A 23,728-nucleotide genomic window follows, 5' to 3' on the forward strand; every position below is an offset into this window, starting at 1 on the left:
GCTGGGTTCCGCCCCACTCCTCCCCTTCCCTTCTGTGGGGGTCTGGGGTGTATGGGTTTGTAAAACGTCTGTTTTTTGGGGGGGGGGGGGGCCTTTCCCGGCGCCCCACACCCCACGAAAAATACTGCATGCAGCGAAGAATTATCCCTACGGCCCGGAGCGACCACCCCATCCCCGTGAGGGCCTGGGAAAGCGCCTTGGGAGGCAGGCGCGTTCGAGAGCGGAGACCTTCAAACTGGCCTGGAAAGGGGAGTGTTCGATGAGCCAGACCCGTCAGCAGATTCTACAGCGTTTGAAAGAGCGAGGACGGATGACCGTGGCCCAGCTGGCGGAGGAGCTGGGGCTCACGCCGGTTACCGTTCATTATCACTTAAATGTCCTTCAGCGTCAAGGGCTGGTGGATGCCCAGCTAGAGCGTCGGGGTGTGGGGCGACCCCGCCTGGTGTTCTTTCTGCGGGAAGAGGCCCTTTCCCAGTTCCCTCAGGGCTATCATCGGCTGGCAGCCCGCCTTTTGAACGAATTGAAAACCCGCATGCCCGAAGAGGAGATCCATCGCCTGTTTATCGCCATCGCCCGCGAGATCGCGGTGGAGCACGGCGAGCGGGTGCGAGCCTGCCGGACCCTGGAGGAAAAGCTGGAGGCGCTGGTCACATTGCTGGGGGAAGAGGGCTTCCTGGCCCGCTGGGAGCAGCTGGGCAATGAGTTGCGCCTGCACCAATACAACTGTCCATATAACTACGTGGTCCACCATCACCCGGAGGTGTGCGATCTGGATCGCGCCTTGATCTCTTTGACGCTGGAGGCTGATGTGGAGCGTGCCCGTTGCATTTTGAGCGGGGATATTCACTGCACGTTCATCATCAAGCCGCAAACCGCCCAGCCTTTCCTGGAGCTCTCATCTGGGACAGGTGGGTGAGCGCGTCCGGAACGGAAGCATGTCGCTTCGCAGTATCCGGAGAGGCAGGCCAGGATCCGCAAACGAAGAACTGAGGCGAACTCACTGAGGAGGTGACGGATGAGCGAGATGAACTCGAAGGCTGCTTCTCCGTCTACAACCCCCGAATCCCAGGAGGAGCAGATCCAGAAGATCCGGGAGGCCCTGCGAGCGGTGATCGATCCAGAGATCGGCATGAATGTCGTCCAGCTGGGCCTGATCCGGAACATCGAGATCCAGCCCGACCTGATTCAGATTACGATGATCCTTACCACGCCCTTCTGCCCGGCGGGCCCTTATCTCCTGGAGCAGGTGCGCTACGTGACCGAGCAGGTCACCGGCCGGCCGACCAAAGTGACCCTGGGAATGGAGATGTGGGATCCATCGATGATGGAGGAGGACGCCCTCGCGGAGTGGGGGCTTTGGTAAGCTAACGCAAATTCAGCCTTATGGTGAAGAGGTTTTCGTGGGCGAGTGGGGTCGCCTTCAGCGACCTCCCTCGCCCCCAAAATCTTCCGGCCTCAGGGAACAGGAAGGATGATGCTGCCATCCTCCGCCGGCCTCCCCTTCCATTCCACGATGGACCGTTCCCCGCTTTCCAGATCGTAGAGCCCAACCCGGAAGGCTGCGGGCCGGAGGCCCGCTGGAAGGGGATGGCGATCGATCACCTGATCCCCCCCGCGCCATGCATCGGTGGGGGCCAGCCCGCCCGCCATCGGGCCGTCGGCCTGACCGATCATCCGACCCTCCGCGTCCAGCAGATGGATAAATACCTGCCATCGACGCCCAGGTGCGGCCTCCGCTTCCCAGAGCAGGATCAATTCCCCGGTCGCTTTCTCCACCCGCCAGCCCAGAAGCTTGATCTTTCCGTCAAAGAGAGGAGCTGGATCCAGGTAGTTGAACCCCTCTTCCGGATGAAGCGCCTTCGTCCAGGCCCCCTCCACCCGCCAGAGGTGATGCAGGGGGACCCAGCCTAGATCCTCCCGGAACACGTAGACGGCGTGATCCTTCAGCGCATCTCGGAGTTCGTGGAAGCCTGCCGGAGGGGCCGGAATGAACCAGCCCGGATATAAGGCATCCACTCGCGCGCTCCGCACCCACCCCTCCGGCCGATCGGTGAGATCCGGCCCGCCGTTGATCCGAATATACCAGGCCAGCTGCCGATCGTCTGTGATCAGCACGGCCCCTGCTCCTCCGTAGGGATACGGATAGTAGCGAGCCCGGAACCAGCGATAGCCCACGTTGTAAGGCAGGTTCACGAAGAGAATGGGACGCTCTTTCGCCTCCCATGCGGCCTGGGCCATCCCCTGAAGGATTTGGGTCGCATCCCGATAGTAACCCAGGGAGCTGGCGATCAGGAGCACGGAGATCGTCAGGGCGCTTCCCAGCATGACCGTCGCCGCGATGCGGCCCCATGCGCCCTGACGGCGGATCCCCTCCAGGACGCCTGCCCAGGCCAGGGCGCTCCAGATGCCTGGGATCAGCAGCATCCGGGGATAATTCATCATCCCGGAGGCGGGACCCCAGAAGATCAGCGCGGGGGTGATGCTGACCCCAAATCCCCAGAGGCCCAGGGGAACGCTCCATCGGGGCCGAGCCCATCCGGCCATCGCCAGCGTGATCCCGGCCCCTAATCCCAGGAAGACCCAGTCTTCAGGCCGTAGTGCTCGCAGGAGGATCGGCCGGGGCGCGAACAGGGCCTTCCACAGGGCTCCGAAGATCGGTCCAAGGGGGTGCAACCAGCCCTGCATCGCATAGAGGCTGCTCTCCAGGGTGAAGATCGGCAGGGCCAGGACGCCAGGATCCCCCCGGGGAAGGGTGCGCCAGATCAACATGTAGCCGATCCCCAATGCGAAGCCCGCCGGGATTGCCCCGCGCAAGGTGGGGAAGCGGCCCGGATGCCATATGGCGATCCCTAACAGCCACGCTGGCCAGACGATACCAGTCTCGTGGGAGAGGATCGCCGCCCCATAGGCTCCAAGGGCTGCCAGAACCTTCGCCGTTATCCCCCGGGATCCGGTGCGGAGGATCAGCCAGGTAGCAAGCAGCATCCAGAGCAATGCGAGGCTGTGGACGGATCCCATCAGGAAGGCGATGGGTTCATGGGCGAAGGGGAAGAGGCCAAACAGCGCAACGGCGCTCCCGGCAAGGGTGGGAGATACCCCCAGGCGCCGAAGGACTGGATAGAGCAGGGCGGTGTTCAACATATGGATGCCCAGGGTGAGGAAATGAAAAATGGCGCGGTCGTAGCCGAACCCTCTCTGGATCAACCAGAACAGAGCCATCGAAAGCGGCCGATAGTGCAGGAAACCCTGGGCGCCATGAAAAAGCGTGAGGAGATCCTGCTGAGAAAGGACAGAGAAGAGGAGGTCGTCGGAGAAGAAACCAACGGAAAGGACAGGCACATAAAGGGCAAATATGAGCAAGAAAAGGATGCTCCAACCCCAGCCCTTGCAAGCCCGGAGGAGACGTTCAACCGGGGAGGATGGTGGAAGCGCGAGCAGGCTTCGCTTGACTGTGAGTTCTCTTCGATCTCCATCCAGAGGCTGAGGGATCGTCGACCGTTGGGGCATGGATGACCTCTCCATGACGTTGTGAAGCGCTATGTGGGATCGAGGGACATGCAGCGCATCAACGGTAAGACGTCTCATCTGGGCTGGAACGGTCAGGCGAGCTGAGCGCGGTGATCCGATCCCAAAATATCGCGAAGCGGTGCGAGGGGCGAAGGCCCTTCGCACCATCCCTGAAAGCCCCGAATCAATGGATAAAGCGCTGTGCTTGGATCTGCGGGCTATCCGCGCATCACCCTACAGATCCTCAGCATTCCGGTGGGGCAGATCGCTGAGGTCGGTCATGTCCCTGGAGACTTCAGCAATCTGTGATCATCGGGCACTAACTCCATGGGCTCAGGAGAGCCCACAACCCCGGCCCGAAGAGGGCCAGGCCGACCAGGACGGCCGCTATGGCGCACAGCAGAACCATCCCGGCGGACACGTCCTTGGCGATCCGGGCCAGCGGATGAAAGGAGGGGCTGGCTAGGTCCACGATGGCCTCCAGGGCGGTGTTCAGCAACTCCGCCGCCCAGACCAGAGCGATGGTCAGGATCAAGACAGCCCAGCGGATAGGGTCGAATCGAAGCCACCCCGCCAGGGCCATCACGGCCACCGTGATGGCCATATGAATCCGCAGATTCCGCTGTGTTCGCCAGGCATATCGTAGCCCAGCGAAGGCAAACCGGAAGCTTTCCCACAATGTGCGGGCGCGCAAGTCAGAGATTCCTCCTTCTTCCCGGATGGAGATCGGGGACGAAGCCAACCGTTTGGCTCCGTCCCCAATCTATTTTTACTACTTTGTAGGAGTTGCGCAGTGGGTTTCCTCCGGGAGCTTCTAGGGCGGAGCCAGGTGCTGAAGGCGCTGGCTTCGCCCCAAAGAAGTCTTTTCTCCCTTCTTTCCCGTGGCCTTTGGGCCATGGGAAAGAAGGGATGAGGCCATTCTACCTTTTCGATCAGCTCCCACTGCATAACCCCCAAACGGATTAAGGTGCGGCACTGCTGTCCTCTCCTCCTGAATTCCTCTTCCTGGAGGCCCAAAGGGCTTCCGGGAAGAGGAATTAGTCGATTTTGTGGACGAGCGCTTTGGGGGCGGGACTACGGCCTAAAGGGGCCGGGGCGTCCCCCAGCCCTTTCAAAGGACAGACCCCTCCTCTGGCGGTTCGGGGGATACCCCGACATCCGTTCAAGGATTTCCACTGTGGGGGATCAGGGAATTTATGTCCACCCTGTCAGGGAGATCCCTGATGTCGAAAGACCGTGTCCTTGCGATATTCATGCCTGGAAAGAAGTTGTGTGCCTCATCCTGCAACAAGGAACAGACCATGACCCTGCGGGTGCTCCTGGCGATCGCCTCCCCGGTGTTCCGCCAGACCATGCGGCGGATTACGGATCTCGCCGTCGATCTCCTTCCATGGCCCGTGGAGATTGATGAAGCAGCAGACTCACGGCAACTTGAGGAAAAGCTCTCGGTCTCTCCTACCACGCTGTTGCTTCTGGATTGGGAGTGGGGCAGAGAAGAGGTCATTGCTCTTCTTACTCATCTGTTTGAGCGGAATCCATTCATGCGTGTTGTGGTCCTGTTGCCACCTGCCGCTCCAAAGGCCTATCGGACAGCGCTATGGAGGGCGGGCGCGTGCGCGAGCACCCCGCGGGATCGTCTGGATGAGGAGTGGTTGGTCACGATTCTCTGCTTGGTCCGTCGGGCGATGGAACGGGAGGGGCTTCTATCCCCGCTCTCTGAGCAGGGTTCTGGGATCCGTCTCCCCGGATGACCGATGAGCAATCTGGAGGGAGGAGGTTGCGAATGACGCTCACCCGTCGGGAGTTTCTGCAGCGGTTGGGAGCCTTCGCTGGCGCATGGGCGGGGCTTTCTCATCTGGGGGAGCTGGTGCTCCATTTCCTGCGAACCCGTCGGATCCGCTGGCCGTGGTATCGGCCGGAAGAGGTGTGGGTTACTTGCAACTACTGCAGCTTTGGCGCATAAATCGCTTGCCGAGATGGGATAGGGGAGAGGTCTCCATGGATGGGAATCTCTTCGCCGCCGGCTCAAGTCCCCGTGTGACGGTCTGGCCTCCCCAGATCGATCATCCCGTTCAACGCCCCACAGCGAACACGGGCTTGCGTCCGCCGGGTTTCCAGCAAACCGGCCCTCCAAGAGGATCCCAAGAGGATCTTCAAACGAAAAACCGCCCTCTCGGCCCGAGAACGACGATGAAAGCCCCAATCCCGCTTCCACGCCCAGCAACCGCGCCAACGAATATCACCCCAACGCTCCTCCCGCCGCAGCGGTGGCCCCCTCGCCTCGCCGTGCCGCCCGAGGTCAGCCCCCTGCCAGGGAGGAATCGCCCTCCGAACACCGGGACGGCACCCCTGCAGGGCCGCATAGACCTCCCAACAGGCCTCACGCCCCTCCCCCGCGGCACCGGCCAGGGGTTGTTCCACCTCCCCCCGCATCGGCCAGACGCCTTTCGCCTCGGGAACGCCCGCTTCGCCCCGTTCCACCGCCTGCATCTCGCCCCCTTCGCCCTCTACAGCCCGGTGCATCTTGCGCCCAGGGCGCCGCTTGGAAGATCCGTGCCGGGCGCACCTTCCATTCCCCTTCCCCACAGACCTTCCGTCCACAGCGATCCAGAACCCGAGGCAGGAAGCCCTGCCCCCGCTTCGGAAGGGGGATGTCCCTCTTTCGGCCTCGCTGGGAAAGGGTCGTAGGGTCCGGGACTGGCCGGGGAATCCAAACGGACAAAGCCCGCTGCTCCCCGATGGGGAAGGGGAAAGACCTCCCGAGCGGTAGACGAAAGGGGCTTCCCGCGGATTCGGCCCTTCATCCCGCCATCCGGCGATGGCCGCCTCCGATATCCAGAGGGTCACAGAGTCCCTCTGGCCCAGAGCCCGGTCCTATTCCGGCCCATTCCGCACCCGGTAGCGGGTTTTCTTGGGTTGCTTCTTTCGCTCTTCCGGGTGCCTCTGTGGTCGGGAGTGGGAGCGGCTTGTTCCTACTCATACCTCCAATCATACCCTACAGACACCCAGTAAAGGGTAGGGGCGAAATATTTTTCGCCCCTATCTGTTTGGAAACCGGGATCCGGGCGGCCGAGCGCCCGCCATCCCTCGGGCCTCGGAGGGCATTGCACCGGCATAGGGGGAGCCGGAGGGGGCCCGCCTTCGCCTCCCTGCTTGAGGAGCGCCGGGCGTAAGGCCGGATCCGTCCCCTTACGGGGCGAACGGACGCCGGGGCTCTCGGTCCCTCTTCCGATCTCCAATCGCTTGCTCCTCACCTCTCCCCAGTTCGAAAGGCCTGGGGAGGGGAAAAGGATGATCCATCCATTCAAAAGGCTAACGCTAAAGGTCCTCCCGTAAATAGCGTAGCTCGTAAGCCTTGCGCTCGAGCTCTTCCCGGAAATCCGGGTGGGCGATCTGAATGAGGGCCCGGGCCCGCTGGCGGACGGTCCGGCCATAGAGATCCGCCACTCCCCACTCGGTGACCACAAAACGGACGTGGTTGCGGGTGGTGGTCACCCCTGCGCCGGGCTTGAGCATCGGCACAATGCGGCTGACCACCGTGCCGTCCTTCAGGCGTGCGGTGCTGGGGAGGGCAATGATCGGCAAACCTCCTTTGGACCGCGAGGCGCCGTAGATGAAATCCAACTGTCCCCCCACGCCGCTGTAAAACAGATGGCCGATGCTATCAGCACAGACCTGGCCGGTCAGATCTACCTCTATGGCGGAGTTGATAGCGATCATGCGCTCATTTTGGGCGATGATAAATGGATCATTCACGTAATCGGTAGGATGTAGCTCGATGATCGGATTGTCGTGGACGAATTCATACAGCCGCCGGGTGCCCAGCATGAAGCCGGCCACGATCTTCCCCGGATGGAGGGTCTTTCGCTCTCCGGTGATCACCCCTTTCTCCACCAGATCGATGATCCCATCGGAAAACAGCTCGGTGTGAATCCCCAGATCCTTATGATGAATCAGGGCTCGGAGCACAGCATCGGGGATCGCCCCGATCCCTGTCTGCAACGTGGCGCCGTCCGGGATCATGGCCGCGATATGCTCTGCAATCCGCCTTGCGACTTCGGATTGCTCGGCCATATGAACCTCGGGTAGGGGATACGATACCGGGACAATGGCGGTAAGTCGGGAGATGTGAATGAAGCTGTCGCCCAGGGTGCGAGGCATGTGCTCATTGACTTCAGCGATCACGATGCGAGCGGAGTGGGCAGCCGGTTTGGTGATCCCGACTTCCACGCCGAAGGAGCAGAAGCCATGCTCATCAGGCGGGGATACCTGGATCAAGGCGGCGTCCAGAGGAAGGCGACCGCTTCGGAACAGGCTGGGGATCTCGGAAAGGAAGCATGGGGTGAAATCGGCCCGGCCTTCCTGAACGGCCCGGCGGACGTTATCGCTGATGAAAAGGGTGTTGACGCGGATATGCTTCTCCATTCCTGGGGCTACGTAATCCGCCGGACCTACTGTGAGGACATGCACGATCTCCACGTTCTCCAGGTTGGGAGCATATTCCACCAAAGCGGCCAGCAACCGTTGTGGAACGCCACAGTTCCCGGAGAGGAAGACCCGCATCCCGGATCGGATGTAGCGGCGGATCGCCTCCTCAGCGGTCATCAGCTTTTCCTTGTATATTTCCACCCACGACATCCGATGCCTCCTGTAGAAGGATTCTTCATTGTCGGACTGAGGCTTCCAGTTCCAGAACGCGAGCCAGCTCCGGATGCACTACCCGCCCCTCCCGGGTGTTCACACCGCGGGCCAAGGTCGGGTTGCGGGCGATGGCCTCCTCCAGACCCAGCCGTGAGATCTCTTCCAGGAATGGCCACAGGGCGTTCGTGAGGGCATGGGTGGCTGTCCGCCCCAGCACACCCGTCATATTCGGGACGGCGTAATGAATGATTCCTTCCTCGATAAAGATCGGATCCCGATGGGTGGTCGGACGGCTGGTTTCGATGCATCCCCCCTGATCGATGGAGATATCCATAATGAGGGATCGTGGCTTCATGGTCTGAACCATCTCCCGGGTGACCAGGATGGGGGCGCGAGCCCCGGGCACCAGCACGGCGCCGATCAGCACGTCGGCGAAGCGGACGACCTTCCGCAGGTTGTAAGGATGTGAGATCATCGTGACCACCTGGGCGCCGCAGAGCTCCTCCATGCGCTGGAGCCGACGGATCTCTTTATCCAGCACGTAAACACTCGCTCCCATGCCGGCAAAAGCCCGGGCAGCATTGGATCCGACCACCCCAGCTCCCAGGATCACCACCTCGGCTGGTGGGACGCCCGGGGCCCCGCCCAGCAGGATCCCCTTGCCACCCCGGTCGTTCTGGAGCAGTGTCGCCGCTACGTGAGCGGCCATCCGCCCAGCGATCGCGCTGATGGGAGCCAGAATGGGAAGGCTCCCATCCTCCGCCTGCACGGTTTCGTAGGCGATCGCCGTGATCCGCCGCTGGAGGAGAAGATCGATCTTATCCCGGCGGGCAGCGGCCAGATGGAGAAAGCCCATCAGGGCCTGGCCTTCCCGCAGCCACTCGAATTCCTCCTGGGTCGGCCGAGCCACCTTCACCACCAGATCCGCTCGCCCGTAGACCTCCGGGCCGGAATACACAATCTGAGCACCCGCGTGGCGATAGTCCTCATCGGTGAAACCCGCGCCGAGGCCGGCTCCGCTCTCCACCCATACCGTGTGACCAGCCTGGACCAGCATCTCCACCCCTGCGGGGGTGAGGCTCACCCGATACTCTTCCGGTCGACGCTCCTTTGGGATCCCGATATGCATCTCTGCCTCCGGATTTCACTCTTTAGACAGGCTAAGGTTTCGTTCCTGTCTTCATGCTACTTCAGCAATTCAGAAAAGGGGAGCGAATAAAAATCATACGAATTCGCCTTACGTTTGTCATCCTTCTTCTTGCCAGGCGGAGGCAGCAAATTCCCTTCTATCTTCATGGGTCGAGGGAAAGGGATGACCGCTTCGCGGCGGGGGGAGAGGGGAACGGATTCTTTTAGGAGTTACGCCGTCGCTTCCCCAGGAAGTCTTCTCTCCCTCTCCCGAAGCCCTTCGGGCCATGGGAGGGAAGAGACAGAGGGAGGCGAGGCCCTTCCACCTCGTCCGACCGGCCCTCAACTGTGTGACTCCTATCATATAATAGAAGAATTGTATCCGGAGCTCGGAATGTCGATCACGTTGAAGGATTTACCGACTCTCCTGAAGCTGCTGGAGCAGCACCCTGAATGGCGGGAGGCGCTTCGGGCCCTTTTGCTCTCTGAGGATCTGTTACGGATGCCTCAGGAATTGGAGGCGTTCCGGGCAGAGGTCTATCGCCGGTTCGCTGAGCTGGCCGAAGCGCTCACCCGTTCCGTCGAAATGGAGATCCGCCAGACTCAAGCGCAGGCCCATACGGAGGAGGCGCTGGCGCGGCTGGCCGAGGCGCAGGGGCGCGCGGAGGAGCATCTGGCTCGTTTGGAGGAGGTGGTGGCGCAGTTAACGGAGCGGGTGGTTCGCCTGGAAGAGGCGATGGCGCAGTTGGCGGAGCGGGTGGGCCGCCTGGAGGAGGTGGTGGCGCAGTTAACGGAGCGAGCGGTTCGCCTGGAAGAGGCGATGGCGCAGTTGGCGGAACAGGTGGTCCGCCTGGAGGAAGGTCAGCAACGCCTGGAGGCCCGTCTGACTCGAATGGAAGAACGGCTGATACGGCGTCTGAATGCCTTTGGGGCCCGCTGGGGGTCGCGCAGTGAGAGGGCCTGGCGGGAGGGGATGCGCGCAGTGCTGGAGGCAGCTGGGTTTGAGGTGGAACGATGGGTGGCCTTTGATGCCCAGGGTGAAGTGTTCGATTACCCATCCGACGTGGAGCTGGATGTGGTGATTCAGGATGGCCGAACGCTGATTGTGGAATTGCGCACCTCGGTGAGCCGGGATGCGCTCCCAACCATGGAGCGAAAGGTCAAATTTTATGAACGCCAGACGGGCCGTAAAGCCCATCGGCGCATTCTGATGACTCCGTGGTATGAGCCCGGTGTGGAGGAGATGGCTCGTCAGTTGGGCTGGGAGATCTATGGGGAGCCTGAGGAAATCGAGGCGGAGGGGTAATCCCATATACTTTCCCTCCTTGCGCCTTGCGGTCCAGCGTTTGAGCGGCGGGGAGGGGAGAGTGGATGCGACATTCTGGGATGGGCAGGGGCTGCCCTTGGTGGCCGCTTGCCCATCCCAGAATTCTATTTATGAGTGCTCCCGAGCGTAGATGGAAGGCATCTGACGATTCCCATGGCGTCGAATCTGAACCCACCGGGTCTCATCGATCCCGTGTTCTAGGAGACGAATCAGAAGCTCCATTAAATCTGTCTCCGTAATAATCCCCACCAGCCGCCCCTCTTCAACGACCGGCACTCCGCCGAATTTGTGATCGCGCATCAGGCGGACAACCTCAACCACAGGAGTATCTGGAGATACCGTAATCGGATCGGGGGTCATGCACGCCCGCACCGGCACGTGTTCCAGAAGCAGCTGGTCTGAGCGGCGCTCATGAAGCACCAGGGGGGAATTCAAGGCCAGACGCACATCGCGATCCGTGATGATCCCGACGAGTCGATCCCCCTCCACCACGGGCAGTCGGCGGCAACGTCGGGAGCGCATCTTCTCCACCGCCACGCCTAAAGGATCGTCCGGCCGAACAGTGACCGGATTAGGAGTCATAATGTCACGGGCAACCAGCATCTTGAAGCTCTCCCCCGCGAAGATCTCTTTGGATATGAGCCAGGCGCCCTTGGTGCCTGCCTCACATCTGAAATCCCCCCAGAAATTCAACCGATCACCGAGGGGGTCCGCCCAAGGCCTACCCCGTTGCTTGATTCGGCTTACAAGCGCTCGGATCGCTCAGTGGATGGAGGCCCATGGTTCACACGGGCTCCCCACATCGTCGGAGCAACTCCTCCCAGCGTCGATCGACCTCCGCCTGGATTTCAGCCACTAGATCCTGGTGTTCCGGTCGAAGCAGGTGAGCGAAGCGCCCCTGAAGTTTCAAGTATTCGACAATCGAGAGCTTGCGGCGCGGTCGATAATTCAGCCGCCAGACCCCATCTTCGACCTCGAAGAGGGGCCAGTAGCATGTCTCAATCGCCATGCGGGTGACTTCCAGGGTTAAAGCCGGGTCATGGCGCCAGCCTCGGTTGCAATCGGCTAGAACGTTCAAGAAAGCCGGACCGTCCATGGCGATCGCTTTCCGCACCTTGGACATCAGATCCTTCCAGTGGGTGGGAGCCGCCTGGGCGACATAGGGGATTCGATGAGCGGCGATGATTCCGGTGAGATCCTTCCGCCATTGGAGTTTGCCGGGCATCGCCGCTCCCACCGGCGTCGTGGTGGTCCAGGCCCCTCGAGGGGTGGCGCTGGAGCGTTGAATCCCGGTGTTCATGTAGCCTTCGTTGTCCAGACAGACGTAAAGGAATTTGTGCCCCCGTTCCAGGGCTCCTGAGAGCGCCTGGAGGCCGATATCATACGTTCCGCCGTCTCCGGCGAAAGCCACGAACACAACCCGGCGATCCGCTGGGAATCCTCCTCGACGAATCAGGGCTCGATAGGCCGCCTCGACGCCTGCTGCAACCGCTGCGGTGTTCTCAAAGGCCACATGGATCCATGGCACCCGCCATGCCGTGTAAGGGAAGATCGTCGTGGAGACCTCCAGACAGCCGGTGCCGTTGATCACCACCACTGGATCGTCGATGGCCAGCAACACTTGCTTCACAATGATTGCCTCGGCGCATCCGGCGCACATGCGATGCCCGCCGGAGAGCGGCGTCGGCTTCTCAGACAGGACCTTTAGATTCAAAGGCGTGGCGGCCATGGCGTCCTCCTCGCCTGGAATCCATGCAATTGGTGGTTTGAGGCGGGCGGCCCCGCCGCCCGCAAAAATCTCCAGCGCTAATCGCCCGCCATGGTGGCCTCCGGGATCCAGAGCGACCACTCCGCCGGCGTGGGGAGCGGCATCTCCCCTCGGACCCCCACGTAGGTCACCGGGCGGGTCACCGTCCCGCGCTCAGCGATCTGCATCAGGTCTGTGAAAATGCCTTCGATCTCCGAGGGCGTGATGTCCCGTCCTCCCAGCCCGAACACGTAGTTGGCGATCGGGATGCGCAGGTCATGACGGTGAGCGGCGGCCAGCACTTCCAGCCACAATGGTCCCCCGTTCTCCATCGCTCCAAAGGCGATCGCCCGATCCATCACGCCGATGGCCCGAACGTGGCGCAGGGCGTGGATAAGCTCGAAATCCGGGAAGGGGCGATAAACCCGGGGCTTGAGCAGGCCCACCCGCCATCCCAGGCGCCGCAGGTTATCCACGGCCACCCGGGCGGTCCCGGCGGTGGAGGACAGAACCACCACGGCCACATCAGCGTCTTCCAGTCGATAGGTCTCGAAGAGCGCATAACGGCGACCGAAGCGTCGGGCGAAATCTTCAGCCACCTCCAGGATGGCCTCCTTCGCTCGACGCATGGCCTCCACCTGGTGGCGTTTATGCTCGAAGTAGTAGTCGTAAAAATCCAGCGCCCCAAACGTCAGCGGACGTTCCAGGTTCAGAAGCGTGCAGGCAGGTTGATAAGTGCCCACGAAGGCACGCACAGCGTCATCATCCTCGATCCACAGCCGCTCCACCGCATGGCTGGTGATGAAGCCGTCCATCATCACCATCACCGGCAGGCGGACCTGGGGGTGCTCCGCGATGCGGACTGCCTGGAGGGTGTTGTCATAAGCTTCCTGAGCATTCTCTGAGTAGATCTGAATCCACCCTGAGTCCCGGGCGCCCATCGAATCGGAGTGATCGCAGTGGATGTTGATGGGCGCGGAAAGGGCGCGGTTGACGACCGGCATGACGATCGGCAATCGCATAGAGGCGGCGATGTAGAGGATCTCCCACATCAGCGCCAGTCCCTGGGCGGAAGTGGCAGTCATCGCTCGGGCACCTGCCGCCGCGGCCCCCACACAAGCGCTCAGGGCGCTGTGCTCGCTTTCCGCCTGGAGGAACTCGGTGTGCACCTCCCCATCCGCCACAAATTGGGCGAAGGCCTGGACGATACCGGTCTGGGGGGTGATCGGGTAGGCGGCCACGACGTCTGGAGCCACCTGCTTCATCGCATAAGCCACCGCCTCAGTGCCTTCGAGCGCCACCCATCGACCCATTGCACACCTCCTTATGCAGCCGCCACTGCCCGGGATTCCTCAACCATCGTGATCGCCTTCGGCGGGCAAACGGCCGCGCAGATCCCGCAACCTTTACAGTGAGCCTCATCGAAGCCCAGAAACCGTCCGCCCCTCACTTGGATTGCATCGTCCGGACAGTAGAGCCAGCAGTATAGACAATGAGTGCATTTCTCCATCTCCACGACCGGTCGGAATGTCCGCCAGTCCCCCGTTCGATAAGCGATGGCGTTTCCGGCATCCAGGATGAGTCCCCCTCGCGGCAGCTCAAACCACGGGAGGGCCATTCCGCTCTGGACCGCTTCGATGGGACGCTCGCCGGACGCGATCCGCCCCGGATCGATCCATACCTCTTCAAATCCCCGGCGCACCGCCTCCAGGTTGGACCGGACCACTTCCTCTCCGAATTTCGCGGCGAGGTGGTGGCGAATATGACGGGTGAGATCCTCCAGGGAGAAGAGGCCGGTCAGTCGAACCAGAGCGCCCAGCAAAGGAGTGTTGGGAAGATTGCGTTTCAGGACCTCCAGGGCGATGCGGGTGGCATCGAGGAGAGCCAGACGGCCGTTGTAACCCCCCGCCTGGCGTCGAACCTGTTCCGGAGACCGGGCGGAGTTGACGACCAGCCATCCTTCGGACTTCAAACCCTCCAGAAGCAATGGGCTGCCGAGAAGCGTATCGTCCAGAACAATCACCATATCGGGGGTCTGCACCTGGGAATGAATGGAGATCGGAGAGCGGCTGAGACGCGTGAAAGCTCGGATAGGCGCCCCGCTGCGCTCCGGACCATAATCCGGGAATGCCTGAATGAAGTAACCGGCCTCCATGGCTGCCTCAGCCAGCAACCGCGCAGCCGTCACGACTCCCTGCCCGCCGCGCCCATGCCATCGGATTTCGATCATCTCCTGCATCGCTTGACCCTCCCGAAGGCGCTGCTTGCTTCCCAAACCCATTAGGGGCCATGTGCGACTTCCGAGCTCTCCCATGGGTTTTGGGGCTGGGACGCCGCCTTCGGCGGCGCCCCAGCCCCAAAGATACTTTTCCTCCCCCCTCCCCAGGGCCCCTGGGGCCTTGGGGAGGGGGATAAAGGGGGGGTAGGGTCATCCTGCCTCGCTTAGTCGACTCCTAACTGCGTAGCTGCTATTACATTCCGAACCGCTTGGACCGGGCTACCGGAATGATGCTTCCTCGCCGGAATCCTCCCTCTCCAAAGCTCTTTGGGCCTCGAGGAGGGAGGATGAATCAGCGGGGTCTACTGCTTCGAACGATGGCCCTATCCGCCGCGATGTGAACACTACCCCTTCATTTACAACTGTAAGTGAGATGGTTGACCTCTCCAGTGATCTCCGGCAAGGTTTTTACGTGAAGAATGTCGAGCGTTCGATGGGCGGCCTCGATTTATCCCATATGCAAAATCATGATGCTTCCCCCTCCCACCTCATAAGGCGGCGCGAGCCGGTAAGGCTGCTGCTGGCCATCCCCTCTTAGAGCATGCCGGAAAATTCGTTCGAAGTCCGCCCCTGAGGCGAAGAGATCGGGTTCCTAAACGTTTCAGCTCTTTCGGCTCCCGGCGAGGAGGATAGATCCATTTTTGTGGTTTGTGGGTGGGCAAGGCCGCGGTCCTGACGGTCTGAAAAATCTCAGGCTCGAGGGATTTCAAACGGCCTCCTCCGGGGCTTGACAAATCCGCTCGAATCCGTATAATGTAGAACCAAATCCGGAAAAGAGGTTCTTGGGAATGCAGGTTCGGCATTTCGCGAGCGCCCACGCTTACTGGCGGTATTACTTTTATTACTTTGCCGCGCGTTCGGCGGGGCCGCTCGCGTATGCCACCTGATTTTCTGAGCTGAATTCTTAACATCCTCACCATCGGCGCGGAGCGGCTCCCCAGAGCCCCCGCGCCGATGGTTTTTTATAGGGGGGCGAATGCTTTACGGCTTGCGCGGCGCCGTCACAGCGGAAGCCAACACCCCGGAAGCGATCGCTTCTGCAACCCGCCGGTTGCTGGAATCCATCATCCGGGCCAATAGGCTGGCCCCGGAAGAGATCGTGGCCGCCTGGTTCACGACCACCCCGGACCTCACCGCGGCTTTCCCGGCCTCGGCGGCCCGGGAGATCGGTTGGACTCACGTGCCGATGCTGTGCGCCCAGGAGATCCCGGTCCCTCACACGCTCCCCCGCTGCATTCGCGTTCTGCTTCTGGTTCAACCTCAGCGCCCCTTCCGACCCGTTCCCATTTATCTGGGAGAAGCTCAGCAACTCCGGCCCGATCTCTTCAATGGCCCCGGTGATCCCCCTCTCGCGGAGGAAACCGATCCCTCCGAGCGGATCCCTGTGCGCCCCCGGGTGGCCTTCCAGGGGGAGCCGGGGGCCTACTCCCACGAGGCTGCGTTGGGCTTCTTCGGGTCAGATCTCGAACTTCTTCCATGCCGCACCTTCGCAGAGGTCGCTCAGGCGGTGGAGGCCGGCCGGGCAGAGTTCGGGATCCTGCCGATTGAGAACTCCACGGCTGGTTCGATTAACGCGGTCTACGACCTGTTGCTGGATCGGGATCTCCGGATCTGGGGGGAGGTGATCCTGCCGGTGCGGCATTGTCTGCTGGCCCCCCCTGGAACGCTCCTTTCCGATATCCGGGTGGTTCGTTCCCATCCCCAGGCGCTCGAGCAATGCGCCCGTTTCATCGAGCGGCACGGGTGGGAGGCGCTGGCCGCCCACGACACCGCCGGCAGCGCCCGGATGCTGGCGGAGCGCCCGGAGCCCGGGATTGCCGCCATCGCGAGCCGCCTGGCGGCGGAGCGCTATGGTTTGGTGATCCTCGCGGAGGGCATCGAGGACGATCCTGAGAACGCTACCCGCTTTTTCATCGTCAGCACCCGGGAACCAGCCCGGGCGGAGCGCAACAAGACCTCGATCGTATTCAGCACCCGACATGTCCCGGGAGCCCTGCACGCTTGTCTGGGAGAGTTCGCGGCGCGAGGGATCAATCTCACCAAGCTGGAGTCCCGCCCCCGGCGGGGGCGCCCATGGGAATACGTGTTCTATGTGGATTTCGAGGGGCACTGGCAGGATCCGCCCTGCCGGGAGGCGCTCCTGGGGCTTCTCCAGCGGGCTTCCTTCTTGAAATTGCTGGGCTCTTACCCTGCGGCGGAAGGAAAAGTGCAGGTATCTGTAGAGAAAGGAGCGGAGCGATGATCGTCGAATGCGCTGCCGATGCGGATCCCCGTAGCGTCCAGCGATTGGTGGACCACCTGCAATCCCGTGGCAAGCCGGTCCATTGGGTTCACGGACCGCAGCCGGTGCTGATCTGTCCGGATGAACGGGACCTGGACCCCCGTGAACTGCAGGCCTGGCCGGGAGTCCGACGGGTGATCCCGGTCCGCCATGCCTTTCAACTGGCGGCCCGGGATTACCGGCCGGAGGGCACGCAGATCCGGGTGGGGGAAGTCCGGATCGGAGGTGGGGACCCGATCTTTATCGCGGGCCCCTGTGCCGTCGAATCCCGTTCCCAGTTGCTGGAGACCGCTCATGCCGTGCGGGAAGCGGGGGCCCATCTATTGCGGGCCGGTGCCTTCAAGCCCCGAACGTCCCCGTATTCCTTCCAGGGCCTGGGGTTCGAGGGGCTGGAACTGCTGGCGGAGGCACGGGCGGAGACCGGGCTTCCGGTGGTGACGGAAGTCATGGCCCCGGAGGAGGCGCCCCTGGTGGCCGAGGTGGCGGACGTCCTGCAGGTGGGGGCGCGGAATATGCAGAACTTCAGCCTGCTGAAGGCGGTTGCCCGTCAGCCGAAGCCAGTGCTGCTCAAGCGAGGGATGAGCGCGACGATCGAGGAGTGGTTGCTGGCGGCGGAATATGTGATGGCCTATGGGAACTTCAACGTGATCCTGTGCGAGCGGGGGATCCGCACCTTCGAGCGGATGACCCGAAATACGCTGGACATCAACGCCGTGCCCGTGGCCAAGCGGCTCAGCCATCTGCCGGTCCTGGTGGATCCCAGCCACGGCACGGGGGATGCCGCCTATGTGATCCCGGTGGCCCGGGCGGCGATCGCCGCAGGGGCGGACGGCCTGCTGGTCGAAGTGCATATCCGCCCGGAGGAGGCCTGGTCGGATGGCTCTCAATCCCTCACCCCCGAGGCCTTCGCCCGGATGGTCCGGGAGGTTCGGGCGGTGTCCCGCGCGCTTCGTATGATCCAATAGTTCATCGCATAAGACGGGCACTTACGTGCCCTACCACTTAAGGTGTTCCCAGGGGGAACGGGTGCGGGCGAGGCGGAGCGCGTGTTATGAGTTTGCAAAAAAACGGGCACTTACGTGCCCTACTACGAACGGGGCACTTACGTGCCTCGCTACGAACGAAAGAGGCGTTCATTGTAGGTCACGAGGCAACAGAATGTCGGTCATCAGCGTCCGTAAAAGTGAACAGATCCTGAAGCGCCTCGCCTCCTAACTCCCTATCATCCTCTTCTCCGGCAGGATCGCCATGGGCGACAGCTTCCGTTGGGGGATCATCGGCCTGGGCCTGATCGGCGGCTCCATCGCCCGCCGGCTGGCGCAACAGGGGATTCCGGCGCTGGGGGCCGACCGCGATCCGGCCACGCAGGCGGAGGCGCGGGCTTCCGGCGTTCTGGAGGCCCTGCTGGATCCTCCTGCGCTGGTTGCCGCGGCCGATGGGGTGATCCTGGCGACGCCGGTGGGGGCCATCGAGGAGCTGCTGAAGACCCTTCCGTGGCGCCCCGGTCAGCTCATCCTGGACACCGGGAGCACCAAGCGGCAGGTGACCACGGCGATGGCGCGGTTGCCGGAGGGCGTCATGGCTGTGGGCGGACATCCGATGGCGGGGAAGGAGCGTTCGGGCTTTGCCGCCTCCGATCCCGAACTCTTTGTAGGCAAGCCCTTCATCCTAGTGCCCACGCCGCGGACGACGCCGGAGGCAGCGGCGCGGGCGGAGGAGCTGGTAAGGGTCCTGGGCGCGCGCCCCCTCTGGATGGATGCCGAGATCCACGATCGGCGGATGGCCTGGGTGAGTCATCTGCCCTATCTGGCCGCCATGGCCCTGATGGCCGCCGCAGAGGCCGCCGAGGACCCCGCCCTCTGGGAGATCGCCGCTTCCGGGTTCCGGGATAGCACGCGGGTGGCCGCCAGCGATCCGCGGATGATGGGGGAGGTGGTGCGCAGCAACGCCGACGAGATCTGTATCGCGCTGGAAACCTTCTGCCGCATCCTCCTCCGGTGGCGAGAGGAGTTGCAGGCCTTCCCGCCTTCGTTGCCCTCCGAATGGCCGCATCTCGCCGCGCGACGCCGGGGGCTCAACCTCCCTGCCTGAGCGGAACCGTTCTCCACGCCGGGCAGGGATGCGTTTTTAGGGCTCCCTCCAGCTCTCCAGATAAGCCTGGATGACTTTCACGGGATCGTCGGCCGCCATCACAGAGCCCAGAACCGCGATCCCGGCCGCGCCGGCCTCCCGGCATGCGCGGGCGTTCTCCGGGGTGATTCCCCCCAAGGCGACCACTGGGATGGGCACCGCCTGGGCCACTTCGCGAAGGGTGTCCAGACCCAGCGGCGGCCCATAGCCGGGCTTGCTGATGGAGGGAAAGATCGGGCTCAGGGTGATGTAGTCGGCCCCTTCCTCCGCCCCTCGAAGGGCTTCCTCCAGGTTGTGGGCCGAGATCCCCACCCAGCGCCCCGGGCCGACGATCCGCCGGGCTTCTGCAACTGAGAACCCCTGCGGAAGATGCACGCCGTCGGCTCCGCAGGCCGCTGCCACGGAAGCATGGGTATTGACCACGACAAATGCCCCCGCGCGCCGGGCCGGTCCCATCACGGCCTGGACCAGGGAGGCCAGCTTGTCCTCCGGGAGATCCTTCTCCCGCACCATCACCCAGCGCGCGCCGGCCGCCAGGATCTCTTCGATGAGAGGAAGCAGCGGCCGGCGGGCCAGGCGACGGTCCGTGATCACCAGCAGCGGCGGCTGGGGAAGCTTCATACCTCGATGCGATCCTCCATCGGGCTGGAGGGCACAGCGTAGAGGCGACGGGGGATCCGGCCGGCCTCATAGGCCAGCCGCCCGGCCTCCACGGCCAGGCGCATCGCCCGCGCCATCTTCACCGGATCCCGCGCCTGGGCCACGGCCGTGTTCAGCAACACCCCATCGCAACCCAGCTCCATCGCGATGGACACATCCGAGGCGGTTCCCACCCCGGCGTCCACAATCACCGGCACCGTGCACATCTGGCGGATCAGCCGGATGTTGTAGGGGTTCAGGATCCCCATCCCGGATCCGATGGGCGCCCCCAGCGGCATCACCGCCGCACAGCCGATGTCCTCCAGTTTCTTGCAGACGATCGGATCATCGTTGCAGTAGGGGAGGACGACGAAACCGTCCTTCACCAGCTGGGCGGCCGCTTGCAGGAGATGCTCGGTATCCGGATACAGGGTTTCCTCGTCCCCGATCACTTCCAGCTTGATCCAGTTCGTTCCCAGGGCCTCGCGAGCCAGATGGGCGGTGAGGATCGCATCCCGCGCCGTGAAACAACCGGCGGTATTGGGCAGGATGAAGTAGCGATCCTTCAGCAGATCGTAAAGGTTTTCCCCATCCGCCCCCGGCCGCACCCGTCGGATGGCCACAGTGACGATCTCCGTTCCGCTGGCCTCCAGGGCATCGAGCATCACCTGGAGGTTCGGGTAACGGGCGGTTCCGAGGATCAGACGCGAGCGGAACGCTCGCCCGGCGATCACTAAAGGCTCGGTCATGGATGGCCTCCTTCGGAAAGGGTTCTTCATTATCCTCCCGCCACAGCCTGAACGATTTCCACCCGATCCCCCGGCTGAAGCCAGACATCTCCCCATTCCGGCCGGGGGATCACCGCGGCGTTGACGGCCACCGCGATCCCCGGGCGTTCCGGATCCAGGCCCAGGGTCGCCAGGAGTTCTCGGATCGTCTGCGGCTGATAGGGGCGAGGTTGTCCATTGACGATCAAGGTGGCTTCCATTGGAACTTCCCCCTTTGCCATAGGTTAGGTTTGGAAATGGCACTTCCACCAACCCATTGGGCGTCCGTCCTCTCATAGGGGTGCCCCAACGGGGTTGTCCCCCTTCGGACCGGCCGAGGCCTATCCCCTACCGGCGGCAAAATCGTTCCATCGTGAACGGTTTGGCGATTTCCGGGAGTTCCCCATGGAGGATCAGGTCATGGATGGCGTAGGCGGTGATCGGGGCCAGGAGGATGCCGTTGCGGTGATGGCCGGTTGCCATGATCAGCCCCTCCACTGGGGTGGGCCCCAGGATCGGCGCATCGTCCCGGCTTCCGGGCCGGAAGCCGACCCACGTCTCCACGATAGGCAGCTCATCGATCCCGGGCAGGACCTCCCACGCGCCGCGCAGCAGCCGGAAGATGCCTCCGGCCGTGAGGCTGGCGTCGAATCCTTTCTCCTCCACCGTCGCCCCGATCAGCAACCGTCCATCCCGCCGGGGGACCAAGTAGGCGTCCGGCCCCCACACCACGTGTTGAAGCAGCGGTGCCTCGAGGGGCATCTGCACCGCCAGCATCTGGCCTTTCACCGGCCGAACGGGAGGACGGGCCTCCGCAGGGAGCCCGGGGATCTGGGCGGACCACGCCCCGGCGGCCAGGATCACCGTGCGGGCCTCCAGGAATCCGCGGGCGAGGCGGACCCCGAGGACGCGGTTCTCATCGATGACGATCCCGGTCACCTCCGTGTGTTCCCGCAATCGCCCCCCCGCCTTTCGGAAGGCTTCGATCAGCGCCCGGGCGACCTTCCGGTTATCGACCTGGTGATCCTGAGGGCTGTAGATCGCCGCCACCACATGTCGGGAAAGGTGGGGTTCCATCCGCCGGGCCTCGTAGCCGGAGAGCCACTCGGTCGGCAGGTTCTGGCTCCGCTGAAATTCGTAGAGGAACCTTAATCGCTCGGCGTCATCCCGGTCCAGGGCCACCACTAAGGTCCCCTCGTCCCGGTAATCCACAGGGATCCCGGAGGCGGCCTCCAGCTCCCGGGCGAAGTCGGCCCACAGATCGCGGCTGGCACACAATAACGGCAGAAGCCTCTCCTCGCCGGGCTCTGCCTCCGCATGAGGGGCCAGCATCCCTGCAGCCGCCCAGGTCGCGCCCAGCCCGGCCCCGCCGCGCTCCAGGATCGTCACCGGGCGTCCAGAGCGGGCCAGGAGCCAGCCGATGGAGAGCCCGCAGATCCCACCGCCGATGATGACGATTTCATCCGCCATACGAGCATTCCACCCCCTCCCCGGGATCGGTCGATCGATCCGGCGGGGCGAGATCAAGGGAGGGTTTTTCTTCTGGCTGCGAAGACGCGGATCATGAGGCGGAGCGAAGGAGGATAACGGGGATCCCACGAGGGCAGCGGTCCGAAGCGATGGCGCGCCCGTCTTCCCTCCGCCGGCATGATCCGGATCAGGTTCCAGGGGTCGACGGCGGATACGGCCGTCCTCTCAGCCCGGCTCACCCGGACTCCCCCAACGGACCCGCGCCTTTTCGTGTGTCTCGAGGGACAGGCAGGGCCGCTGAAAGGGGCCCGACCGATCCTCTCTGGACGCGGATTGCTTTCTTCGTTTTTGTTTTAAGTCAGAGGAAGCATTCTGTCAATTTCAGTCAATCACCGATTTCTCGTCCAGGGGATCCTGGGGTGGGCCGCCGAAGGCGGCCCCGCCCCACTATGCCGAGTCCCGGCTTCATGGGGTGCGAAGCGCCGGAGGAGCCTGGCACCGCACGAACGCTTTCCGCCGCATGGAAGCATTCGGAAAGGTGCTGAACTGAAGGAAGTATGGGAGCAGGACAGGGAACGAGGTCCTGGGTCGGGCTACGGTTCCCCCAACGCCCGGCGGAGGCCGGCCAGATCGGTGATGAGGGCGACCCGGAACAGGAAGGCGCGCAGGGAGGGGCTCTGCTCCCACAGGCGGCGGACCCGCGGGCCGATGGGATCCTCGACGCCAGCAGCACCCTCCTCCGCCGCATACGCGCCGTAGAAGGCGAAGTAGGCCTGGTTCAGTTTGCGGATGAAATACCCGTGCTCCAGGAAGACCCGCCGGCGCGCCTCCATGTAGAGCTCCGCCCGCCGGATCTCCCCCCGGGCCAGCAGCCGCTCTACCACCGATCGCGTCCGGGCCAGCTCTCGGCCGAAATGGAAGGCGGGCGGCTCGCCGGTGTCCGCAGGGGCGGCAGGGGCCGCCGCGCTCGCGGACGCCGGAGGGACCATGTCCGGAAAGAATCGCTTCATCCACGCTTGCCCCAGCGCCTTCCCCACGATGTCCGCTACAGTCTCGTTAATCGTCCGGGCCTCCGGTCGATCGTAAAACCACCCCAGCGGCCACAGAAACAACCAGTGATGGGTCCACTCATGGGCGATGATCTCCGTTAGATAGGGGAGGTGGGTCGTCTCCATGATCATCGAAGGGTAGACCGCCAGGCCGCCCAGCGGGACCACCAGGGAGGACACGTTGAACGCTCCGTCGACGCGCCGTTCGATCCGATCCATCTCATCGGCGGTGAGGTCCGCCTGCAGCGGGAGGGCCGCTTCCTGAACGATCTGGTTCCGGGGGGATACCACCAACAGGTTGGGCAGAGCAGCGAGGCGGAAATTCACCGGGGGGATGGGGTAGCCCAGGAAGGTCAACCCTTCCGGATGGAGGACGATCGCGAGTTGCTCGGCGAGGATCGCCTCGGCCAACGGACGCAGCGCTTCCGCGCGGCGATGCGCCGCTTCCCACTGACGCCGGAGCGCGTCCAGTTGGGCGGGGTCGGCCGGCTCCGGGCTCGCCATGCGACGCTCCAGCTCCGCCGCTGTCCGCTGGGCGGCCTCCAGATGGCGCGCGAAGCTCCGGATCGCCCGTTCCTGGGCCGCCTCGTCGAGGAAGGCCTGGGGAGCTGCCGCATCCAGGACCCACTTTTCCCACCACACGGAAACCAGCCAGGCCGCGAAATTGAAGCCGCGCCCGGCCAGCTGCAGGCTCAGGCGATCCTCAAAGGACAGGCGAGGCTGCGAGGCGGACAGGCTGAGGGCGAGCAGACCGATGAGAATCC

General features: G+C 63.3%; 22 protein-coding genes and 1 riboswitch. Of the genes, 9 read left to right on the forward strand and 13 right to left on the reverse strand.

The window, feature by feature from the left end:
• Positions 1–259: 259 nt before the first annotated feature.
• The gene (locus NZM16_RS12575) at positions 260–916 is read left to right on the forward strand and encodes a helix-turn-helix domain-containing protein (protein ID WP_295452198.1); all 657 of its coding nucleotides are present in this window, start codon (positions 260–262) and stop codon (positions 914–916) included.
• A 99-nt stretch (positions 917–1,015) separates the two neighbouring features.
• Positions 1,016–1,363 carry a metal-sulfur cluster assembly factor gene (locus tag NZM16_RS12580; protein ID WP_295452195.1) on the forward strand — a complete coding sequence of 116 codons (348 nt, stop codon included), beginning with the start codon at positions 1,016–1,018 and terminating at the stop codon, positions 1,361–1,363.
• Positions 1,364–1,455: 92 nt separating this feature from the next.
• Here NZM16_RS12580 and NZM16_RS12585 read toward each other — a convergent pair whose 3' ends face one another.
• A complete protein-coding gene (locus NZM16_RS12585) occupies positions 1,456–3,219 on the reverse strand; it encodes a hypothetical protein (RefSeq protein ID WP_295452194.1) in 1,764 nt (587 codons plus the stop codon).
• 36 nt (positions 3,220–3,255) lie between these two features.
• Between NZM16_RS12585 and NZM16_RS12590 the strand changes: the two genes are divergently transcribed.
• Positions 3,256–3,513 (forward strand): hypothetical protein, encoded by a 258-nt coding sequence (locus NZM16_RS12590; protein WP_295480689.1) that lies wholly within the window; start codon positions 3,256–3,258, stop codon positions 3,511–3,513.
• A 313-nt stretch (positions 3,514–3,826) separates the two neighbouring features.
• Here NZM16_RS12590 and NZM16_RS12595 read toward each other — a convergent pair whose 3' ends face one another.
• On the reverse strand, positions 3,827–4,201 hold the full coding sequence (locus NZM16_RS12595; protein ID WP_295480691.1) for a diacylglycerol kinase family protein: 375 nt from the start codon (positions 4,199–4,201) through the stop codon (positions 3,827–3,829).
• A gap of 607 nt (positions 4,202–4,808) precedes the next feature.
• Between NZM16_RS12595 and NZM16_RS12600 the strand changes: the two genes are divergently transcribed.
• Together NZM16_RS12600 and NZM16_RS12605 are read left to right on the forward strand one after the other, a co-directional pair.
• Positions 4,809–5,258, forward strand: a complete 450-nt coding sequence (locus NZM16_RS12600; protein ID WP_295480693.1) for a hypothetical protein — start codon at positions 4,809–4,811, stop codon at positions 5,256–5,258.
• A gap of 32 nt (positions 5,259–5,290) precedes the next feature.
• A complete protein-coding gene (locus NZM16_RS12605) occupies positions 5,291–5,470 on the forward strand; it encodes a twin-arginine translocation signal domain-containing protein (protein WP_295452186.1) in 180 nt (59 codons plus the stop codon).
• 1,355 nt (positions 5,471–6,825) lie between these two features.
• On the opposite strand, the gene NZM16_RS12610 is transcribed toward NZM16_RS12605, so the two are convergent.
• A complete protein-coding gene (locus NZM16_RS12610; protein WP_295452184.1) occupies positions 6,826–8,145 on the reverse strand; it encodes an acetyl-CoA hydrolase/transferase C-terminal domain-containing protein in 1,320 nt (439 codons plus the stop codon).
• Between the two features lie 25 nt (positions 8,146–8,170).
• A complete protein-coding gene (ald, locus tag NZM16_RS12615; RefSeq protein ID WP_295452181.1) occupies positions 8,171–9,277 on the reverse strand; it encodes an alanine dehydrogenase in 1,107 nt (368 codons plus the stop codon).
• Positions 9,278–9,670: 393 nt separating this feature from the next.
• On the opposite strand from ald, the gene NZM16_RS12620 reads away from it, so the two are divergent.
• A complete protein-coding gene (locus NZM16_RS12620) occupies positions 9,671–10,582 on the forward strand; it encodes a DUF3782 domain-containing protein (protein WP_295452179.1) in 912 nt (303 codons plus the stop codon).
• Between the two features lie 129 nt (positions 10,583–10,711).
• Here the strand turns inward: NZM16_RS12620 and NZM16_RS12625 are convergent, their stop codons facing one another.
• The 4 genes from NZM16_RS12625 to NZM16_RS12640 all read right to left on the reverse strand — a co-directional run bounded on the left by NZM16_RS12625 (position 10,712) and on the right by NZM16_RS12640 (position 14,589).
• The gene (locus NZM16_RS12625) at positions 10,712–11,206 is read right to left on the reverse strand and encodes a CBS domain-containing protein (protein ID WP_295452176.1); all 495 of its coding nucleotides are present in this window, start codon (positions 11,204–11,206) and stop codon (positions 10,712–10,714) included.
• A 181-nt stretch (positions 11,207–11,387) separates the two neighbouring features.
• The gene (locus NZM16_RS12630; RefSeq protein WP_295452175.1) at positions 11,388–12,332 is read right to left on the reverse strand and encodes a thiamine pyrophosphate-dependent enzyme; all 945 of its coding nucleotides are present in this window, start codon (positions 12,330–12,332) and stop codon (positions 11,388–11,390) included.
• Between the two features lie 77 nt (positions 12,333–12,409).
• Positions 12,410–13,663, reverse strand: coding sequence for a hypothetical protein (gene porA, locus NZM16_RS12635; protein ID WP_295452174.1), 1,254 nt, complete (start codon positions 13,661–13,663; stop codon positions 12,410–12,412).
• A gap of 11 nt (positions 13,664–13,674) precedes the next feature.
• Positions 13,675–14,589 carry a 2-oxoacid:acceptor oxidoreductase family protein gene (locus NZM16_RS12640; protein WP_295452171.1) on the reverse strand — a complete coding sequence of 305 codons (915 nt, stop codon included), beginning with the start codon at positions 14,587–14,589 and terminating at the stop codon, positions 13,675–13,677.
• 1,015 nt (positions 14,590–15,604) lie between these two features.
• Here NZM16_RS12640 and pheA point away from each other — a divergent pair.
• The 3 genes from pheA to NZM16_RS12655 all read left to right on the forward strand — a co-directional run bounded on the left by pheA (position 15,605) and on the right by NZM16_RS12655 (position 19,000).
• On the forward strand, positions 15,605–16,870 hold the full coding sequence (gene pheA, locus NZM16_RS12645) for a prephenate dehydratase (protein WP_295452168.1): 1,266 nt from the start codon (positions 15,605–15,607) through the stop codon (positions 16,868–16,870).
• A complete protein-coding gene (aroF, locus tag NZM16_RS12650; RefSeq protein ID WP_295452166.1) occupies positions 16,867–17,874 on the forward strand; it encodes a 3-deoxy-7-phosphoheptulonate synthase in 1,008 nt (335 codons plus the stop codon). Before pheA ends, aroF begins: the two co-directional genes overlap by 4 nt.
• A gap of 283 nt (positions 17,875–18,157) precedes the next feature.
• Entirely contained in the window at positions 18,158–19,000 is an 843-nt protein-coding gene (locus NZM16_RS12655) for a prephenate dehydrogenase (protein WP_295480695.1), read from the forward strand.
• Positions 19,001–19,036: 36 nt separating this feature from the next.
• On the opposite strand, the gene NZM16_RS12660 is transcribed toward NZM16_RS12655, so the two are convergent.
• From NZM16_RS12660 to NZM16_RS12680, 5 genes are all read right to left on the reverse strand, one after another.
• Positions 19,037–19,660: a thiamine phosphate synthase gene (locus NZM16_RS12660; protein ID WP_295452161.1), complete on the reverse strand. Its 624-nt coding sequence runs from the start codon at positions 19,658–19,660 to the stop codon at positions 19,037–19,039.
• Complete coding sequence (locus NZM16_RS12665) at positions 19,657–20,427, reverse strand: thiazole synthase (protein ID WP_295480697.1); 771 nt, start codon at positions 20,425–20,427, stop codon at positions 19,657–19,659. The genes NZM16_RS12660 and NZM16_RS12665 overlap by 4 nt, the downstream gene beginning before the upstream one ends.
• Positions 20,428–20,456: 29 nt before the next feature.
• Positions 20,457–20,666: a sulfur carrier protein ThiS gene (thiS, locus tag NZM16_RS12670; protein ID WP_295454120.1), complete on the reverse strand. Its 210-nt coding sequence runs from the start codon at positions 20,664–20,666 to the stop codon at positions 20,457–20,459.
• A gap of 127 nt (positions 20,667–20,793) precedes the next feature.
• Positions 20,794–21,915 (reverse strand): glycine oxidase ThiO, encoded by a 1,122-nt coding sequence (gene thiO / locus NZM16_RS12675; RefSeq protein WP_295480699.1) that lies wholly within the window; start codon positions 21,913–21,915, stop codon positions 20,794–20,796.
• A gap of 146 nt (positions 21,916–22,061) precedes the next feature.
• A riboswitch (TPP riboswitch) is annotated at positions 22,062–22,176 on the reverse strand.
• 332 nt (positions 22,177–22,508) lie between these two features.
• Positions 22,509–23,728 (reverse strand): hypothetical protein (locus tag NZM16_RS12680; RefSeq protein ID WP_295480701.1); only part of this gene is annotated, 1,220 nt, incomplete at its 5' end.

This window comes from Thermoflexus sp., from assembly GCF_025055495.1.
GTDB lineage: Bacteria > Chloroflexota > Anaerolineae > Thermoflexales > Thermoflexaceae > Thermoflexus.

Bases quoted from the DNA above. Each gene is read 5' to 3' on its own strand.
- NZM16_RS12580 (WP_295452195.1), top strand. From the start codon at position 1,016: ATGAGCGAGATGAACTCGAAGGCTGCTTCTCCGTCTACAACCCCCGAA.
- NZM16_RS12620 (WP_295452179.1), top strand. From the start codon at position 9,671: ATGTCGATCACGTTGAAGGATTTACCGACTCTCCTGAAGCTGCTGGAG.
- NZM16_RS12610 (WP_295452184.1), bottom strand. From the start codon at position 8,145: ATGTCGTGGGTGGAAATATACAAGGAAAAGCTGATGACCGCTGAGGAG.
- NZM16_RS12640 (WP_295452171.1), bottom strand. From the start codon at position 14,589: ATGCAGGAGATGATCGAAATCCGATGGCATGGGCGCGGCGGGCAGGGA.
- NZM16_RS12660 (WP_295452161.1), bottom strand. From the start codon at position 19,660: ATGAAGCTTCCCCAGCCGCCGCTGCTGGTGATCACGGACCGTCGCCTG.
- NZM16_RS12605 (WP_295452186.1), top strand. From the start codon at position 5,291: ATGACGCTCACCCGTCGGGAGTTTCTGCAGCGGTTGGGAGCCTTCGCT.
- NZM16_RS12600 (WP_295480693.1), top strand. From the start codon at position 4,809: ATGACCCTGCGGGTGCTCCTGGCGATCGCCTCCCCGGTGTTCCGCCAG.
- thiO (WP_295480699.1), bottom strand. From the start codon at position 21,915: ATGGCGGATGAAATCGTCATCATCGGCGGTGGGATCTGCGGGCTCTCC.
- thiS (WP_295454120.1), bottom strand. From the start codon at position 20,666: ATGGAAGCCACCTTGATCGTCAATGGACAACCTCGCCCCTATCAGCCG.
- ald (WP_295452181.1), bottom strand. From the start codon at position 9,277: ATGCATATCGGGATCCCAAAGGAGCGTCGACCGGAAGAGTATCGGGTG.
- NZM16_RS12630 (WP_295452175.1), bottom strand. From the start codon at position 12,332: ATGGCCGCCACGCCTTTGAATCTAAAGGTCCTGTCTGAGAAGCCGACG.
- aroF (WP_295452166.1), top strand. From the start codon at position 16,867: ATGATCGTCGAATGCGCTGCCGATGCGGATCCCCGTAGCGTCCAGCGA.
- NZM16_RS12625 (WP_295452176.1), bottom strand. From the start codon at position 11,206: ATGCTGGTTGCCCGTGACATTATGACTCCTAATCCGGTCACTGTTCGG.
- NZM16_RS12665 (WP_295480697.1), bottom strand. From the start codon at position 20,427: ATGACCGAGCCTTTAGTGATCGCCGGGCGAGCGTTCCGCTCGCGTCTG.
- NZM16_RS12655 (WP_295480695.1), top strand. From the start codon at position 18,158: ATGGGCGACAGCTTCCGTTGGGGGATCATCGGCCTGGGCCTGATCGGC.
- NZM16_RS12575 (WP_295452198.1), top strand. From the start codon at position 260: ATGAGCCAGACCCGTCAGCAGATTCTACAGCGTTTGAAAGAGCGAGGA.
- NZM16_RS12590 (WP_295480689.1), top strand. From the start codon at position 3,256: ATGAAAAAGCGTGAGGAGATCCTGCTGAGAAAGGACAGAGAAGAGGAG.
- pheA (WP_295452168.1), top strand. From the start codon at position 15,605: ATGCTTTACGGCTTGCGCGGCGCCGTCACAGCGGAAGCCAACACCCCG.
- NZM16_RS12585 (WP_295452194.1), bottom strand. From the start codon at position 3,219: ATGGCTCTGTTCTGGTTGATCCAGAGAGGGTTCGGCTACGACCGCGCC.
- porA (WP_295452174.1), bottom strand. From the start codon at position 13,663: ATGGGTCGATGGGTGGCGCTCGAAGGCACTGAGGCGGTGGCTTATGCG.